Here is a 16,139-nt window from a genome sequence, read left to right on the forward strand (position 1 = left end):
TCGCTGGATGCGCCCCTCCGAAATGGGGCCGGGCAGTGGCTTCATAGGTGTCCGCCTAAATTAAGCGGACGCCTATGCAGCCCGCGAAGACACCAGAGCTTGCCTACACCGCCTCAATTGCGGAAGACGGTACTCGTCGGGCCGTTACGACCAATACTGGTAGCGCCTGGGTTAGACGGGAGCGCGCCGTAATGGATCGAGGGTTGATCACCATGAGTTTGCGCGAAGTTGATCGCTTCAAGGTGATCCAGGCAACGGACGAGGGCCTGCTGACGCAATGGCGCGCCGCCGGGCCTTGCGGCGCGAGCACTCGGCCTGATTCGCGACAGCTATGCCGACTTCGGCCCGGCCCTGGCCTGCGAGAAGCTGCGCGAGCGCCATGGTATCGGACTGGTCAACGATGGTGACACGGTCCCGCTGCAACCTGCACGTTGTGGCGCAGCGACACTGCTCCAGTGCCATCGAGAATTGGGTACGCGACTCCTGTAACTGACTTTCCAGCGCCTCCACCAGCGCTTGCCATGTCACATGTCACTGGGCGCTCCGTTGCGGTCGCGGCGTGATGTCACGGCTCCCTTGTGGTACGGAGGGGGGAGCATCGAGTCAATGCTCTCTCAACGTTTCGCCAGGCTGAAGAGCGCCTTGAGGTCTTCCCCGCCGAGATTGCCGATCCACTGTTCGCCAGTACCAACCACCAATTCTGCCAGTTCCCGCTTCGCTCGAAGCATGTCGTTGATACGTTCTTCAAACGTCGCGCGCGTGATGAAGCGGTGGACCTGAACGTTGCGCTGCTGGCCAATGCGATAGGCCCTGTCCGTAGCCTGCGCTTCGACGGCAGGATTCCACCAGAGGTCGTAATGGATGACATTGGAGGCTGCGGTCAGGTTCAGCCCGGTCCCGCCGGCCTTGAGCGACAGGATGAACACCCGTTCGGTCCGGTTGCTCTGGAATCGGTCGACCATCGCATCCCGCCTGGCTCGCGGGACATCGCCATGGAGAAATAGCGGATCCCGGCCGTATCTCTGTTGCAACCAACGGCATAGCAAGTCGCCCATCTCGCGGAACTGGGTGAACACCAGCACTTTTTCATGGCTGGCGTGGATATCGTCAATGAGCTCAAGAAATCGCTCGGCCTTGCCAGACACCGCCGCATCGGCCTGCCTCTGTTTCAGATATAGCGAGGGATGATTGCAGATCTGCTTCAATGCCAGCATCATCTGCAGCACCAAACCTTGGCGCTTGAACGTGTCGGATTCCCCCGCGATGGATCGCAACCCTTCCTGTACCACCGATTCATACAGAGCCGTCTGCACCTTGGTCAGCCTACAGAATTGATCCTGCTCGATCTTGTCTGGCAAGTCGCTGATGATGGCCTTGTCAGATTTCAGGCGTCGCAAAAGGAAGGGAGCCGTCACCCGCTTGAAGCGCTGCACGACGTGCTGATCACGCTGGATTTGAATAGGCGTCGCATACTCCCGCACGAACTGGCTCAGGCTTCCCAGGTAGCCCCGGTTGGCGAAATCCAGGATGCTCCAGTACTCGGACATGCGGTTCTCCACCGGCGTGCCACTCATGGCAATCACGCTGGCGGCCGGGACCGCCTTCACGGCCTTGGTCTGGGCGGCAGCCGGGTTCTTGATATTCTGCGCCTCATCCACCACCACTACGCGCCACGCTAATGCACGCAGGGCAGTCCCAGCCGTTCGGGCGATGCCGTAGGTCGTCAGCAGGATGTCGGGCCGGACGGCGGCGAGCTCACGCTTGCTGCCGTGGAAGACGCCGACGCTCAGTCCAGGCGCGAAACGGCCAATCTCTTTCTGCCAATTGGTCAATAAACTGGTCGGCATGATGACAAGGGCCTTGGCGTCGTCAAGCGCGCCATCCTCTTTGAGTTTCTGCAGCGTTGCAATGACCTGCAATGTCTTGCCCAGCCCCATGTCGTCCGCAATCACGCTGCCAAGGCCAACCCGCGCATTCCGATAAAGCCACGCATAGCCCCGCTGTTGGTATGGGCGCAAGGTGGCGTCGATACCGCGCGGCAAAGGCACCATGCCCGCTTGCAGAAGGTCCTGGATGATCTTTCTGGCCTTGCCATCCAGGCCGACAGTCGTCCCGGTGAACTCCCCTGCCAGTGCGACACGCAGCAACTCAGCGCCGGCAGGCGTCGATGGATTGGCCATCTGCACACGCAAGCGCTCGACCTCATTCGGATCCAAATAGACGTACGTCCCCTTGAAACGCACGACGCCCGTGGCATCCTTGACCAATCGTTCGAATTCCGCGCGTGTCAGCAGATGGTCGCCCACAGCCACATTCCAGTCGAACGCAAATATATCGTCGGCGTCAAAGAAGCCGCTGCTGTCAGTGGTCTTACCTTTGATCTGCATGGACAACCGAGGGCGCAGCAACCGCTCGAGCGCCCTCGGCAACAGTGCGCGAATACCCAGCAAGCGGACCACGGGCAGCGTGTCGAACAGCAAGCCCGGCAGCGCATCCGCGGCTATCTTGATAGGTGCCTTGGCACTAGCACTCACATAGGCATTGATCGGGGGAAAGCACTCGGCCAAAAGTGCGATCGTTTGAAGAATGCCAAATCGTGCCTTCGACCAGGCCTGTTCGGCGAGAATCGCGGCCAGCGATATGGGCGTCTCCAGTGCCGCTGAGCGATGCTCAACCAAGAGTGACAGTCCGAAATGCCCGGCCCGTCCCTCTTCAATGCACAACACCGGTGAATATTCCCGGTGCACCAGATGGAATCGGGACAGCCAGGTATGAATGCCGGCAGCAATCTCGCGCTCACCGGGACCGGAGTAGCTTGCTCGCCCGGTGCAAAAGAACAGAGCCAGCGTCTTATTGCCCAGAGGCTTTTCGCCGGCGCCGCCGGACCATGCATGGACGTAGTGATTCAAAAACAGGGAGCACAGGCAAGTTGCCTGAGCCTCGCGAGTAAGCGCCGCTCGCTTTCGTCCCTTCCCCGTCTTGACCATGCCCGAAGGCAACGCAGCGACAAGGCGCTGCATGAGGTCGTGCACGACCCCATCGAGCATGGCCGGAAGCCAGCGCAGCGCCACTATGCCAGCATCCCCGGCCAGGATCTGGGGGACCACGGCGCCACGTGCGAGCAACTGCAGCGCTATCAGCCGCACGTGATAAAGAGCCGCCACACCAGGCTGCATGTCTGGCAGGTTGCTGGCTTCTATGTGAGCCAATGCTGTGTCCAGGGCAGCAATGGTGGCAATGTCCTCGGTACCGGAGACGGATGCGAGCAATTCGGAGTCCAGCATGATGATCGGCAGATCGTCCGCCGTGAGCGTGATGCCCCCAGCGTCGACGGCGCCGCAATCCATGGCCAGTCGCGCCGCTTTGGCCACCCTTACCAGGACACGCCGCAATGTGTCGCGAAAGTCCCCGTTAGTGAAAAATGTAGGGTGCGCAGGCAGCACGTGCAGGAGCGGCGCGCTCACGTCCGGAATCGCAGACAGATCAAGTTGGTCAAGCGCGGAAAGATCTCCCGCATCAACCGGTTCGTCTGCCGCTGTCGGCAGCATTCCGGCCAATGTGGGCAGGATGGCCCCAGCTCCCGGCTCCAGATGAATGTCGCGTGATTTCAAGGCTTGCGCCAGGTCGACGCCCCGCAATGCGAACACCAGGAACGGATTGCCATCGATTTCCCGGCTCAACAGGTAAATTGCCGCAGCCAGGTGTTTGCAAGGCACAGCCCAATCCGGGCAGGAGCATTGCATATCGAGGTCCTTCCAATGCCCGGGAAAGACGGAAATACCAAGTTTGCGAGCCCGATCCAGAACTGTCGGATCCAGTTCCCGATTGAGCATCTTGGCGATCAAGGCAGGATCGGTCGCAATGTCATCCAGAAGCCGCGCCGAGTCCTTCCTTGAGAGCGGCGGCACGGCGATCGTCACCTGGTAGGGGCGTGGCCGGGAACCTTGCACCAGGGCGCGAATGGTTCCATCCCTGACGACAAGATCCTTGACTGCCCCTTTGTTCGCGTAGTTCCGTCCGCGCGGCAGGCGGTTGTCATAGTCGATGTGCGTCAGGGCGTTGAGCCACTGCTCGCCCCACCACGTTTTACCGAAAGCTTGTCGTGTCACTGTGTCAAAGTCGCGTCATCATTGAGGGAATTTTCTCAGGGAAATGCAGTTCAAGTTGGAGAGAGCGCGCCAAAGGGGGCTAAGTGGCGACGCGACGAGTGCATTCTCCGGCAACGGAAGGATTCCATCGATCGAGATGAGATTGGAACTGGTCATCTGGCGGCGGCGGTGGCCAACCGGCCGAAGACAGCCGCCATCAATACCAGCAGCACGCACGGGACTGAGTGGCGCGCTCTGCAGCCGAAGCAGGGTCACTCTCGGGCATGTGAGACCAAGCGCTCAAGCAGGTGATCGAATTGCTCCTGCTCGGCGGCATCAAGACAGGATACGATTTCAGCATTGCGGCGCTCAATCAGGGCCATCGCCCGCAGCCAGATACGCTCCCCCTTGTTCGTCACCGTCAGGACGACGCCGCGGCCATCCGTGGCACTCGCCGCCTTGCGCACTAGCCCCTGGTCGACCAGCGACTGCGCCGCACGGCTCGCCTGCCCCTTGTCCAGATTCGCGCGACGCGCCAGATCGTTGACCGATAACGGGCTGAACGAGCCAATCGCGGCCAGACACCGCCCTTCGTGCATCGGAATGCCCACTTCTGCTTCATAAGCCTGCTGCGTGATCCGGTCAGTGAGCTTGGTGAGTTCGTGCAGGCGGTGCGTCAAAGTGCGGTCAAGGGCGATTGGGATGTATCTGGAAGTCACCGGCAGGTACCTCTCAAGGCAAAAAAATGATGCGGAAACTATACAGCTGACTGGTTGCGGACTCAATCAAACAGGCCGTTCAACGGCTGTCTGCACGATCTCGGGCTTGCCCTCATTACTCATTGCATTTAGTTGCGCACGCAACAAGTATAAACCCCTAGTGCCGACTGCCGCCCCATTGGCACATACTGGTTGCGTGCGCAACTAATAAACGAACCGTGTCTGACAAGCGCTGCGCCAGACCAGCCCACATCGGCCACGTATCAGATTGTGCGAGGTCGTCGTGTTCGTCATTCATCCATTCATCCAGCCGACGGCGGCACCGTAGGAGACAAATCCCGTGACATTACCCATTGCAGCCCCACAACCCGCGGACGCCGCCGTAACGTTGACCGCAAGTCACTCCACTGCCGAAGCCCGGCTCGTTATCGCCAAGGTATCGCGCCATCTGCTGTGGTTCCTGTTTCTCTTGTTCGTGGTGTCCTTCCTGGATCGCATCAACATCGGCTTCGCCGGCCTGACGATGATGAAGGACCTAGGGCTGACCGGCACCCAGTTCGGCCTGGCCACCACCCTGTTCTACCTGGCCTACATCGCCTGCGGCGTGCCGAGCAATGCCATCCTGGCACGCGTCGGCGCGCGACGCTGGATCGCAGCAATCATGGTTGCCTGGGGCGTGGCCTCCACTGCCACCTTATTCGCCACGGATGCGCACACGCTGTACTGGCTTCGGGTGCTGGTTGGTATCACCGAGGCTGGCTTCCTCCCTGGCATGCTGCTGTACCTGACCTTCTGGTTCCCGACGGCATATCGGGCTCGCGCCAATGCCCTGTTCATGATCGCCATGCCGGTCACGGCCGCGTTCGGTTCGGCAGCCTCCGGTCTGATCCTCGGCATGGACGGGCTGTACGAGCTCAAGGGCTGGCAGTGGCTATTCCTGCTCGAAGGGTTGCCGGCCTCAGTGCTGGGCGTGATCGTCTATTTCTATCTCAATGACACGCCGGCGCAAGCGCGCTGGCTCTCGCCGGGCGAGAAGCAAACGCTCGCGCAGATGCTGGCTGCCGAGCATCGGGCTGACCCCGTGGCGCAAGGCTTTGACGAAACGTCGTGCAGCCTTTGGTCTGAACTGACCTCCGCCGCTGTGCTGAAGTTCTCGCTGGCCTATTTCTGCCTGGTCAACAGCCTCGCCATGGTAGCCGTGTGGACACCGCTGATCGTCAAGAGCTTCGCCGGCGGCGCCACCAACACCACGATCGGGCTGCTGGCGGCGATTCCCCAGGTATGCACGATCATCGGCATGATCTGGTGGGGCCGGCGCTCGGACCGCGCGCAGGAGCGCCGCTGGCACACCGTCCTGCCGATGCTGTGCGCGGCGGCAGGCTGGCTGCTGACGGCGTATTCGTCGCTACCCGCGGTGCAACTGCTGGGCGTGTGTCTGGCTTCCACCGGCGCCTATACCGCCATGTCCATCTTCTGGACCACACCGGACCATGCGTTGAGCTTCGCCGCGCGTGCCCTGGGCATCGCGGTGATCAACGCGACCGGCAACCTTGGCTCCGCTCTCAATCCGCTGGTCGTGGGTTGGCTGAAGGACGTCACGCGCAGTTTCAACACAGGCCTGCTCTACGCGGTTGCCCTGCTGGTGGCGGGCAGCGTCGTTTTCCTGGTCTTGCCGATTCCGCGCACGCTCAAGCCAACGACCTGAGCCCGGAGTTCATCACCCGACCTCCATTGCCTGCTGAATGGTTACCCATTGACCAACCGCGAAGCGACGTCGTAGCTGCCACACGCTACGTCCCCCATTCCATTGAATTGGAGTCAAGTCCATGCATCTGCCCACCACCGAAGCCCGTCCTTCGATCTACTACGACTACCAGCTGTTCAAGCCTTGGTTGGCTTGCGCCCACCCGAAGCAGGACCGCAAGAAGGTGGTCATTGCCGGCTCCGGCCCGGCGGGCATGGTCGCCGCCCTGGAACTGGCCCGCCACGGCGTGCCCAGCGTCGTCGTCACCTCGGAGCTGCAGGTGTCCCAGGGCAGCCGCGCCATAGTCTTCACGCGCCGCTCGATGGAAATCCTGCAGCAAGTCGGCGTGGCCGATCGCATGACCGAGAACGGCCTGCCCTGGCGCTTCGGCAACTCCTACTACCGCGGCAAGCGCGTCTTCCGCATGGAAGCCCCGCACGACGGCGACGACCGCTTCTTCCCGATGCTGAACATCCAGCAACAGTACCTGGAGGAGTATCTGCTCGATGCCTGCGCGGCGAACCCGCTGATCGATTTCCGCTGGGGCAACAAGGTGGTCAAGGTCGAACAGGAGACCGATTTCGCGCGCGTCGAGGTAGACACGCCGGAAGGCCCCTATTGGCTGGAGACCGAGTGGCTGGTCGCGGCCGACGGCGGACGCTCCGGCATCCGCGCCGCGATGGACCTGCAAATGGAGGGCGCCTCCTACGAGGGCTTCTTCGTCATCGCCGACATCAAGATCGACCTGCCGCTGCCGACCGAGCGCCTGGCCTACTTCGACCCGGAGTGGAACCCCGGCAACACCATCCTGATGCACCGCGAGCCACATGGCATCTGGCGCGTCGACTACCAGCTGCCCGCCGGCGAAACGCCCGAAGACGCGCTCAAGCCCGATTCGCTCAAGACGCGCATCGATGCCCAGTTGGCAATGATCGGCCATGCCGGTGTCCCGTGGGAAATGGACTGGTGCTCGGTGTACTCCGCCCGTACGCTGACGCTGCCCGACTACGTGCACGGCCGCGTGATCTTTACCGGCGATGCCGCCCACCTGCTGCCAATCTTCGGCGTGCGCGGCGCCAATACCGCTTTTCAGGACGCGCAGTCCCTGGCCTGGCACCTCGCCTTCATGATCAAGGGACTGGCTGGCCGGAAGCTGCTGGCCAACCACAGCGCCGAGCGGGTTGGCGCCGCGCGCGAGATCATCGAGGAAGCTGGCAAGAGCACGCGCTTCATGACGCCGCCGAGCGAGGGCTTCCGCCTGCTCCGTGACGCCGTGCTGTCGCTCTCGCTGACCGAGAAGTTCGTACGCCCGCTGTACCACTGGCGCACCTCGCGGCCGCACGAGTACACGGCTTCAGTGCTCAATTGCCCCGGTGACGACAACGCGTTGTTCGTGCATGGCCCGGCCCACGGCGCCCCGCCGCAAAACATCCGCCTGGCGGCCAACGACTACCTGCTAGACCATCTTGGCGGCGGCTTCGACCTGATGTACTTCACCGAGGCCGACGCCGTGCCCGAAGCGTTGCAAAGCGTAGTGGCCGCTACCCGCGAGCGCGGCGTGCCGATACGCGTCATCGCCGTCGGAGCCGCTAGCCCGGTGGCCGGCGCCGACCTGACGTTCGCCGACGCCGATGGCCACTTCCGCCGTCGCTATGGGGTGCAGGCCAGCGGCGCGGGTTATCTGCTGCGCCCCGACCAGCACGTGTGCGCGCGTTGGCTGACGCTGGACGCCACGCGCCTGCAAGCCGCCCTGAACACCGCCCTGCCCCAGTGAAGATCCATTAGGAGAGAGTCCCATGACTGCGCCTCACAAAACCTTGAGCATCCCCGGCCTGGAAGCTGTTTATGACACCCTGGCCACCGCCATCGACCAGGCCGGCGCGGACAAGGCGCAACTGTTCCTGGTCAAGCTGGCGCTGCTCAACGCCAATGCGCTGGGCGCGCCGGAGCAATTCCAGCAGCACGTGGAGGTCGCGCTGAAGAACCTGTAAAGCGCCCAGGCCTGCCGTCTTCGCGGCGGCGAACCTCATGCTCTGTCGCGGCGCCCGCCCACCACACCAAGGAGTTCCCCATGCTGATCAAGAAAGTCCACCACGTCGTCTACCGCTGCATCGACGCCAAGCAAACCGTAGAGTGGCACCAGGAGCACCTGGACATGAAGTTCGTGCTGGCCATCGCCGAGGACGAAGTGCCCTCGACCAAGGCGCCGGATCCCTATATGCACATCTTCCTTGATGCCGGACAGGGCAACATCCTGGTCTTCTTCGAACTGCCCAGCCAGGCGCCGATGGATCGCGACCGCAACACGCCCGCCTGGGTGCAGCATCTGGCGCTGGAAGTCGACTCGCTGGAGACGCTGCTGGCCACCAAGCAGCGCCTGGAAACCGCGGGCATCGATGTTCTGGGCCCTGCCGACCACACCATCTTCCAGTCGATCTACCTTTTCGACCCGAACGGCCACCGGCTGGAACTGGCGGCCAATACCGCCACGCCCGAGATGATGCGCAAGCTCGATGACGTCAAGTGGGAAATGCTCGATGAATGGTCCAAGACCAAGCGTGCGCCCAAGCACGCTGCCTGGATGCACGACGGCGGCATGGCCGCGTTGGGCCAGTGATCGTCGCATCGACCTTAGGAATCCATCATGACTACTCTGAACGAAACGCACGGTCTGGCCTTGCGCGCCTGGGGCGCATCCGCCAATGCCGGATGCGCCAGCCATTAGGCCCGTTGGCGGGAGACCGAAACCCACCGGCATGGACACGTCACGGGAAACCAAGAAAGCCGCCCGAAGGCAGCATTCGTCGTCACAACATCAGAGCGTCCCGTCAATCCGCACCGACAAACCCGTAGCCGTGTAGATGGCCGTGGTCTTGTAGCCCGGCACCGAGATGGTGGTGAACTGCCCCTTCAGGCTGCTACTGGAGAGCAGGCTGATAGTGTCCCCCACCGACGGGCGGAAGCCACTGCGGAAGTTCACCGCCAGCGTGCCACCGGCCACGGTAGTGATGCCGCTGATCGCGAGACGGCCGGCGCCGCCGCTGCCCACGTCCAATTGCAGTGTGGAGTTGGGCAGCTGTGTGAACGCGCCGGCAATCACCAGTTGCGCGTCGGCGCTGGAAGCCAGCGTGCCGCCGCCGAGATAGACGTCGCCCTTGCCGAATGCGGTGGCCGAGACTGCCTGCAGCATGCCGGCCGATACCTGCGTGCCGCCGGAGTAGCTATTGGTACCACCCAGACGCAGCGTGCCACTGCCCTGCTTGTTCAGCTTGCCCGCACCTGTAATGTCATTGCGCCAAGTGTCGAGCGCATTGAAGCCGCCCAGAGATGCATCCATGTTGACCACCACGTCGCCGTTGAAGGCACCGTAGCCATCAGCCGCGGCGAACAGGTTGATACGTCCCCAGCCCTCTGCGTCGTCCATCACAGGATAGCCCGACGGCATCGCGGTGGTCTTCAATACCACGCGGCGCTGGTTGGCATCCAGGTAAGGCAGGCGCGTTTCCAGCAGCACCTCGGCGCTCTTGGGGACCACCGCCGGCTTGGTGGTATCGGCGATCTGCGCGAAGCCAAAAGTCATGCGGCGGTTGTAGTTGGCCTTGTTGGTGGCGTAGTCCGCGAAGCGGTCGGTGGCCGTGGTGCCGGAATGCGCGAAGTCGTTGAAGGCCAGCTTCGTGTCAGCCTTGGTCGCGGCCATCAGCGTGCTATGGGCCTGGTCATAAGCGGCGGTCTTGCGCGCAGCGTTAGCGCCGGTGGCGATGCTAGCCGCGGCGGTAGCTTGGCCAAGCATGCGGCCACTGACCACGTCCAGCGGCGAGTGCATGCCCGCGACGATGCGGTTCTCGCCCAGTTCCAGACCGCGTGTGACCATTTCCTGGAAGCGCTCCGGTACGGCATAGGCCATGGCGATGGCGTCACGCACGGCTTCGGCGGTGTGGCCGCTGGTGAAGCCGCCATCGGTGGCGGGCGTGACGCTCTTGGCCGGCACCAGCGCGGGGACGACGTTGACACCGCTGCTCCAGCGCCACGGCCGCGCGTATTTGTAGAAGCGCTTGGCTGGCTCCGTGGAGCCGTTCTCGCCGATGTTGCTGACAAAGTCCACCACGGTGCCGAAGCTGGTGTTGGTGCTGCCACCCACGCCGACGTTGTTGCCGCCGTCGTTGTACAGCACGGTGGTGGCGTCGCTCGCGATGCTGGTGATGGTGGTGGTCTGTTGCGCGGCCGACTGCCAGGTGGCCGTCAGCGGGCCCAGGCCGTCGCTGACGCTGTACCCCTTGTTACGACGGTCGTCCAGGTAGGCAGCCAGTTCCTGCGCGGCGGTGCGCTGTGCGGTCACATTGGCCACGTACTGGATGTTGGCACCGAGCACGCTGGCGTTGAGGATGGTGCCGTCGGTACTGTCACCCGGAATGCCGGTCCAGCTGGATGCCACCACTGCGGGGAAGCTGCCGTTGGCGGGCGCCGTGACGCCTGCGTCGACGATCAGGGTGGAGGGTTTCCACAAATCCAGGAAGCCGCTTAGCACGCGCACGCCGGCATTGGTCTCTTTGGTGGCGTAGCGCGCGTCGCCGCGCTGGTTGGTGTAGGCGTAGTCCACGAAGGGCAGCACGGCGGCCTGGTCGGCCACCGGTGCGGAATCGGCGAAGCCCAGGTCCTTGGGTGCCGCCGGTATCGACAGCGGCTGCGCTAGCGCGGAAGTCGCGGGGGCATCGTCGCCACCGCCGCAGGCAGTCAGCAACATGGCGCCGATCAGCGCGGCGGTTAGGACACGGAGGGAACTTGGAGGAAACATGAGATGTGGGCGCAGGGGCCCGGGACATTGGGATCGGCGGGATGCTACACAGTCTTTGTGAACCGGTTATGACTCTTAATGCACTTTTATGGTGCACTGCGCAATGGGAACGACTTCGTCTCAGCTCCGTCGACTGAGGTCATCGCCGTTGACCCCTGCTAGCCAAGTTCAGGTGGATGAATGATGACTACTTAGACTGTCGAGAATGCTTGACTGGCTGCCAGAAGCTCCTCCCAAGCGGAACTGCTCGTCTTGCAGGATTGATTGACGATTTCTAATATTGGCGGTTAATTGCGGTAATTGTGTTCCAACTCTGGCAGAGGAATAGCAAAGTCCGCATTCTTTCCCTACCTACCGTTGCAGCAAAATTCCCCCCGTTCGCGATCGTCTAGATCAATCTCTTTTGCTTGCAAGTTGCCATGCGTGACGGCAATTTGTCCCATTCCAAATCCCTTGGCCGCCCTACTTCGTACGCCTTAGACTCGCGCGCAGCATGAGATGCGGCTTGCTCAAGGAGCGGCGCGTGATCCGCTCTGGTCCCTGTCGTTCTTCGCTGAGTTGATCCATCGCGAGTTCGGCAAGAAGTTATTGCCGGCCTCGGTCAACCGAATCATGAAGCTATTGCGGTTTAGTGCGCAGAAGCCGCTCTATCAGCCTTGGCAGCAGGGCGCTGCACTGGAGCGACAGTGGGAATCGGAGACTTATCCGCAGATCCAGGCTGAGGCACGGGCGGTGGGGGCAACAGTCTACTTTCCGGATGAGTAACCTACAGTTCCTGGTTGAATCAAGTCGAACGCCTCTTCTCGATCATCACTGACAAGGCAATCCGTCGCGGCTCCTTCACCTCGGTCAGGGAACTGGTTCAAGAGATCGATGCCTTCTTCGCTCACTACAGCCAGAATTTCAAACCTTTCACTTGGACCGCTACCGCTGATTCGATCCTCGCCCCGGTCAACTGATTTTGCGAACGAATCAGCGGAATGGGAGACTAGCAGCGACTATGGTTTCGGAACTCAATTGGCGAGACAGACAACCGCTTTCGAAAGATCTTGGCGAGCCGGTCGCCGTTGCTAAAGCCACTGCGGCGTGCGATCTTGTCGACCGGCAATTCGGTTTCAGTTAGTAGGCGCGTCGCCATACTGAGCCTCACCTGAAAAAGGTAGTCCGAGGGAAGAGTGCCCATCTGCAATTTAAAGCAGCGCAGAAAGTGGCGCTCACTCATGGAAGCAATTCTGGCGACATCGGCAACGGAGATTGGGCGTTCGAAGTTCTCATGTAGCCAGCGTGCCGCATTGCGCATCCTATCGGCCACGCTATGGTCGCTATCGTCATTTGGCGGCTGCACCAGCCTGACCTTCCACTTCGCTGTCAGGCTCTCCGCCACGTCGCTTGAGATGCCCTGGCCCAGGTCTCTCCTGACAACTAGCAGCGCGTCGCTCAATGGCAGGCGTCGTTGCCGCTGCTCTGTACCGTCAGCGCAGGCGAATGACGCAGGGCATCGCCTTGGTGGCACTGGCTTTCGCTTTCGCGACGTCGACCGCCGTCTTCAACACCACCTACAACGCGCACGCGCGCATTGACGCAGAACTCACGAACGGTGCCGATGTGACGGTCACCGGTACCTCGCAGACGCCCGCATCAACCAGGCTACAGGAGCTCGCTGCCCTGCCCGGCGTGAGCGCTGCGCAGGCGATGCAGCACCGGTTTGCCTACGTCCGCACGGACCTGCAGGACCTATACGGGATAGATGCCGCGCGCATTGGCGAAGCGACGAGAATGTCCAATGCGTTCTTCGAGGGTGGGAATGCGAAAGGCACGCTCGATCTGCTCGCGCGAACCCCCGACGGCATTCTAGTGTCGGAAGAAACCGTCAAGGATTTCCAGCTGCATCTCGGCGATCAGATCAACTTGCGGATTCAGAGCGCAAAGGATCATCAATATCACGTCGTGCCCTTCCACTTCATTGGCGTCGCTCGGGAATTTCCAACCGCGCCTCGCTATTCCTTCCTGGTGGCCAATGCGCGTTATGTCGCCCAGAAAACCCACGCCGATGCGGCCGAGCTGGTGTTATTGAAGACGCCCACTCCCGCGCAAGTTGCGATGGCTGCACGGGCCGTCGTCGCCGCGTTACCGGGGGTCAAGGTGACCGACATTGACCAGGCTCGACGCGTCATCGGATCCAGCCTCACGGCGGTGGACCTCGCCGGACTGACGCGGCTGGAACTCGGTTTCGCCGTTCTCATGGTGGCCGGCGCAACCGGCCTTGTTCTCGCCCTGGGCCTGGCCGACCGGCGGCGCACCTTCGCGATTCTGTCTGCCCTGGGTGCAACACCTGCGCAGCTTGGCGCATTTCTCTGGAGCGAGGCGCTCCTGCTCTTTGTAGCGGGGACCAGCATCGGAACACTGACCGGCTTTGCGCTTGCCTGGATGCTGGTCAAGCTGTTGACGGGCGTGTTTGATCCCCCTCCCGAGTTTCTGAGCGCGCCGTGGCTCTACCTGGGTGCGCTGGTCGCCGTGGCCTTGGCCTCGGTCGTGTTAGCCGTGACGGCCGCGCTCAGGCAGACGCACATCCCCGCGGTGCAACGGATGCGCGGGCTATGACAAGAAGCGGCCTTCCCGCATTGGCGGAAGCCGGAATCGGCAATGCTCGTATCCCGGTTGCAGAACTTACGGATTGTCACGACTTGAGGGTCAACGGCAGCTCCGAGGATACCGTTCTTGCTCATAAGCGCGGCGTATCGCCGAGCCGTTGATTCATTCTCAAGGAGTCCTAGTCATGAAGAAACTTTTCGCTGCTCTCGCGTCCGCCGCGCTCGTCACCACCGTCTTCGCACAGACTGGTGTTCCTGCTTCCGCGGCCCATCCCCAATCCGAGCCGACCAAGAGCCAGGCAAAGGCCGACAAGAAGAAGGTGGAGGCGCAGAGCGATGCGGCTAAGGCTCAGGCCAGCGCCAACAAGGAGAAGGTGGGAGCCCAGGCCGATGCAAACAAGGCAGCCGCTGAGGCTCAAGTGGACAACGCGAAGGCCGTGTCGACCAAGGGCGCCCCCGACAAGGCGACCAAGGCGCAAATGAAGGCAAGCAAGGACAAGAACGTCGCGCAAGCAAAGGCCCACAAGACGAAAGTCGAGGCAAGCAATGATGCAGACAAGGCGCAGGCCAAGGCAGACAAGGCGAAGGTCGATGCACAAGCCGACGCCGACAAGGCTGCAGCCAGTGCCAAAGTGGATAAGACCAAGAAGCATTAAACAGCTCCTGCCCGATGGACGGGAGGGTACGTTGCCCGGCCAAAAGGCCATGGTGACAGCGGCTCGGGTGCGGGAGCTTTTCGAAGAGGCAGACTAGCCGAAAGGCAAGCTTGGTCTCTTCGTCTTTTTGCAGGGCTGCATTGCTGCCTCGCAAGCCGAACAGCGCAGTAACTTCACTGAGGTCGAAATGGAAAACACGAGGTAACAACCCGATCGCCTGCATCCGCTGATCGCCACCGCAGCGGGCGCCGTCATCGTTGCAAGCTGATCGGCGTGGCCGCGATGACGGGGCTCCTGCCTACGGTTCACGGTAACGACATGACGCCTTTGGCACCGCAGCCCCCCCCGGCTGCGATGGCATCCGGCATGACGCCCGCTTACGGCACGATGCAACCGGCAGCCCCGGCCGTCGCCCGCCCGCGCATCCGTACGGTTTCCCATGCTGCCCATGCCGAGCGTGCCGCCTCGCCTGGCTGGCAACAGCATGTAGCCATCAACAGTAACGTGGGCACCGTCGAATCCATCACGCCCATCACACAGCAGGGCCAGGCCAGTGGGCTGGGCGCGGTGGGTGGCGCGGTGGCTGGCGGCCTGCTCGGGCACCAGATCGGTGGGGGCAACGGCCGAACGGTGGCAACCGTCCTGGGCGCCCTTGGCGGCGGGGTCGCCGGCAATATGGTCGAGCAGCGTGTACGCAGTGACACCGAATACCAGGTACGCGTGCGCATGGAAGACGGATCAAGCCGTGTCGTCACCTACCATCAGCAGCCCGATGTGGGGGTGGGCCAGCGGGTGCGCGTTGAAAATGGCGGAATCACCGGTACCGTGTGAGGTCATGGCCGAAGCGGCCGACGATGCCAACGCGGCCTTAGCCCCGCCGATCGGAGAGCTGGTTGAAAGACGCGATGGTCCAGACGCCGATAATCAACATCGCGATAGTCAGGCACGAGACAAGTTGCAGCGTTAGCAGGGACAGATTTACCGTCGTGACAATGAAGCACAGAGCGGCAAATAGCAGGGCGACCAACGCAGCGGTGGCGAGGGCCGTTTCCCAAGCCGCTCGCCACAGCCACGGCAAGAGCAGCGAGACCTTGCGCATCAACGCCAGCGAGCCGGAGGCCATGGTGCAGCGCCTGAAGCTTGGACGGGGGTTCGCGGCCTCATACAGACCGTCGGTTCTGGCCAACGAAGATCGGATCATCACAGCCCTCGCGCAGCTGAACTACAAGCTGGCGTGGAGTGGCGGTTGGCTCATTGCCGTGCCGCCGCAAAACACAAGTCGGACCTGACCATGCTGCGGCCACGTTTCGGCCGGCAATCGCAGGACACAGGCTAAGTTCGCGTGCGTGGCGTGCGGCGCATTGCAGAGAAAGTCCCATTTCGCGATTGCCGCATGCTAGTTGCCGTGCCGGGACGGCAATTAGTCCCATTCCAAATCCCTCGCTCCCCCTACTTCGTACGCCTTAGACTCGCGCGCTGCATGAGATGCGGCTTGCTCAAGAAGAGGCACGTGATCCTTCGGGACGACCAGCATTGTCAAACCCAAACC

General features: G+C 62.2%; 11 protein-coding genes and 4 pseudogenes. 10 read left to right on the forward strand and 5 right to left on the reverse strand.

All coding sequences use genetic code 11. From position 1 onward, the window contains the following. Window positions 1-614: 614 nt before the first annotated feature. Both AC1DQR_RS38995 and AC1DQR_RS39000 read right to left on the reverse strand, forming a co-directional pair. Window positions 615-4,109 carry an SNF2-related protein gene (locus AC1DQR_RS38995; RefSeq protein ID WP_416046957.1) on the reverse strand — a complete coding sequence of 1,165 codons (3,495 nt, stop codon included), beginning with the start codon at window positions 4,107-4,109 and terminating at the stop codon, window positions 615-617. Between the two features lie 251 nt (window positions 4,110-4,360). Further along, the gene (locus AC1DQR_RS39000) at window positions 4,361-4,807 is read right to left on the reverse strand and encodes a MarR family winged helix-turn-helix transcriptional regulator (RefSeq protein WP_416046956.1); all 447 of its coding nucleotides are present in this window, start codon (window positions 4,805-4,807) and stop codon (window positions 4,361-4,363) included. 340 nt (window positions 4,808-5,147) lie between these two features. On the opposite strand from AC1DQR_RS39000, the gene AC1DQR_RS39005 reads away from it, so the two are divergent. The 4 genes from AC1DQR_RS39005 to AC1DQR_RS39020 all read left to right on the forward strand — a co-directional run bounded on the left by AC1DQR_RS39005 (window position 5,148) and on the right by AC1DQR_RS39020 (window position 9,168). Continuing rightward, on the forward strand, window positions 5,148-6,512 hold the full coding sequence (locus AC1DQR_RS39005; RefSeq protein ID WP_477135016.1) for an MFS transporter: 1,365 nt from the start codon (window positions 5,148-5,150) through the stop codon (window positions 6,510-6,512). Between the two features lie 121 nt (window positions 6,513-6,633). Beyond that, window positions 6,634-8,325 carry an FAD-dependent monooxygenase gene (locus AC1DQR_RS39010; RefSeq protein ID WP_477135017.1) on the forward strand — a complete coding sequence of 564 codons (1,692 nt, stop codon included), beginning with the start codon at window positions 6,634-6,636 and terminating at the stop codon, window positions 8,323-8,325. A 22-nt stretch (window positions 8,326-8,347) separates the two neighbouring features. After that, window positions 8,348-8,542 (forward strand): DUF2783 domain-containing protein, encoded by a 195-nt coding sequence (locus AC1DQR_RS39015; protein ID WP_416046954.1) that lies wholly within the window; start codon window positions 8,348-8,350, stop codon window positions 8,540-8,542. 80 nt (window positions 8,543-8,622) lie between these two features. Beyond that, window positions 8,623-9,168, forward strand: a complete 546-nt coding sequence (locus AC1DQR_RS39020) for a VOC family protein (protein WP_477135018.1) — start codon at window positions 8,623-8,625, stop codon at window positions 9,166-9,168. Window positions 9,169-9,366: 198 nt separating this feature from the next. Here AC1DQR_RS39020 and AC1DQR_RS39025 read toward each other — a convergent pair whose 3' ends face one another. Then, the gene (locus AC1DQR_RS39025) at window positions 9,367-11,343 is read right to left on the reverse strand and encodes an acid phosphatase (protein ID WP_416046953.1); all 1,977 of its coding nucleotides are present in this window, start codon (window positions 11,341-11,343) and stop codon (window positions 9,367-9,369) included. Between the two features lie 495 nt (window positions 11,344-11,838). On the opposite strand from AC1DQR_RS39025, the pseudogene AC1DQR_RS39030 reads away from it, so the two are divergent. Together AC1DQR_RS39030 and AC1DQR_RS39035 are read left to right on the forward strand one after the other, a co-directional pair. Further along, a pseudogene (locus tag AC1DQR_RS39030) lies at window positions 11,839-12,105 on the forward strand (winged helix-turn-helix domain-containing protein); the annotation flags it as partial. Between the two features lie 2 nt (window positions 12,106-12,107). Further along, a pseudogene (locus AC1DQR_RS39035) lies at window positions 12,108-12,302 on the forward strand (IS630 family transposase); the annotation flags it as partial. A gap of 29 nt (window positions 12,303-12,331) precedes the next feature. On the opposite strand, the gene AC1DQR_RS39040 reads toward AC1DQR_RS39035, so the two are convergent. Next, window positions 12,332-12,784, reverse strand: a complete 453-nt coding sequence (locus tag AC1DQR_RS39040) for a helix-turn-helix domain-containing protein (protein ID WP_416046952.1) — start codon at window positions 12,782-12,784, stop codon at window positions 12,332-12,334. On the opposite strand from AC1DQR_RS39040, the gene AC1DQR_RS39045 reads away from it, so the two are divergent. The 3 genes and pseudogenes from AC1DQR_RS39045 (at window position 12,784) to AC1DQR_RS39055 (ending at window position 15,421) form a co-directional block, all read left to right on the forward strand. Next, window positions 12,784-13,944 carry an ABC transporter permease gene (locus AC1DQR_RS39045; RefSeq protein ID WP_477135019.1) on the forward strand — a complete coding sequence of 387 codons (1,161 nt, stop codon included), beginning with the start codon at window positions 12,784-12,786 and terminating at the stop codon, window positions 13,942-13,944. The two genes, AC1DQR_RS39040 and AC1DQR_RS39045, sit on opposite strands and share 1 nt — an antisense overlap. Before the next feature lie 175 nt (window positions 13,945-14,119). Continuing rightward, entirely contained in the window at window positions 14,120-14,590 is a 471-nt protein-coding gene (locus AC1DQR_RS39050; protein WP_416046950.1) for a hypothetical protein, read from the forward strand. 217 nt (window positions 14,591-14,807) lie between these two features. Further along, window positions 14,808-15,421, forward strand: a pseudogene (locus AC1DQR_RS39055) (glycine zipper 2TM domain-containing protein). A gap of 37 nt (window positions 15,422-15,458) precedes the next feature. Here the strand turns inward: AC1DQR_RS39055 and AC1DQR_RS39060 are convergent. Continuing rightward, a complete protein-coding gene (locus AC1DQR_RS39060) occupies window positions 15,459-15,713 on the reverse strand; it encodes a hypothetical protein (protein WP_416046948.1) in 255 nt (84 codons plus the stop codon). Window positions 15,714-15,804: 91 nt separating this feature from the next. Between AC1DQR_RS39060 and AC1DQR_RS39065 the strand changes: the two are divergent. Continuing rightward, a pseudogene (locus AC1DQR_RS39065) lies at window positions 15,805-15,948 on the forward strand (zinc ribbon domain-containing protein); the annotation flags it as partial. Window positions 15,949-16,139: the final 191 nt, after the last annotated feature.

The organism is Cupriavidus sp. 05L411, assembly GCF_056398045.1.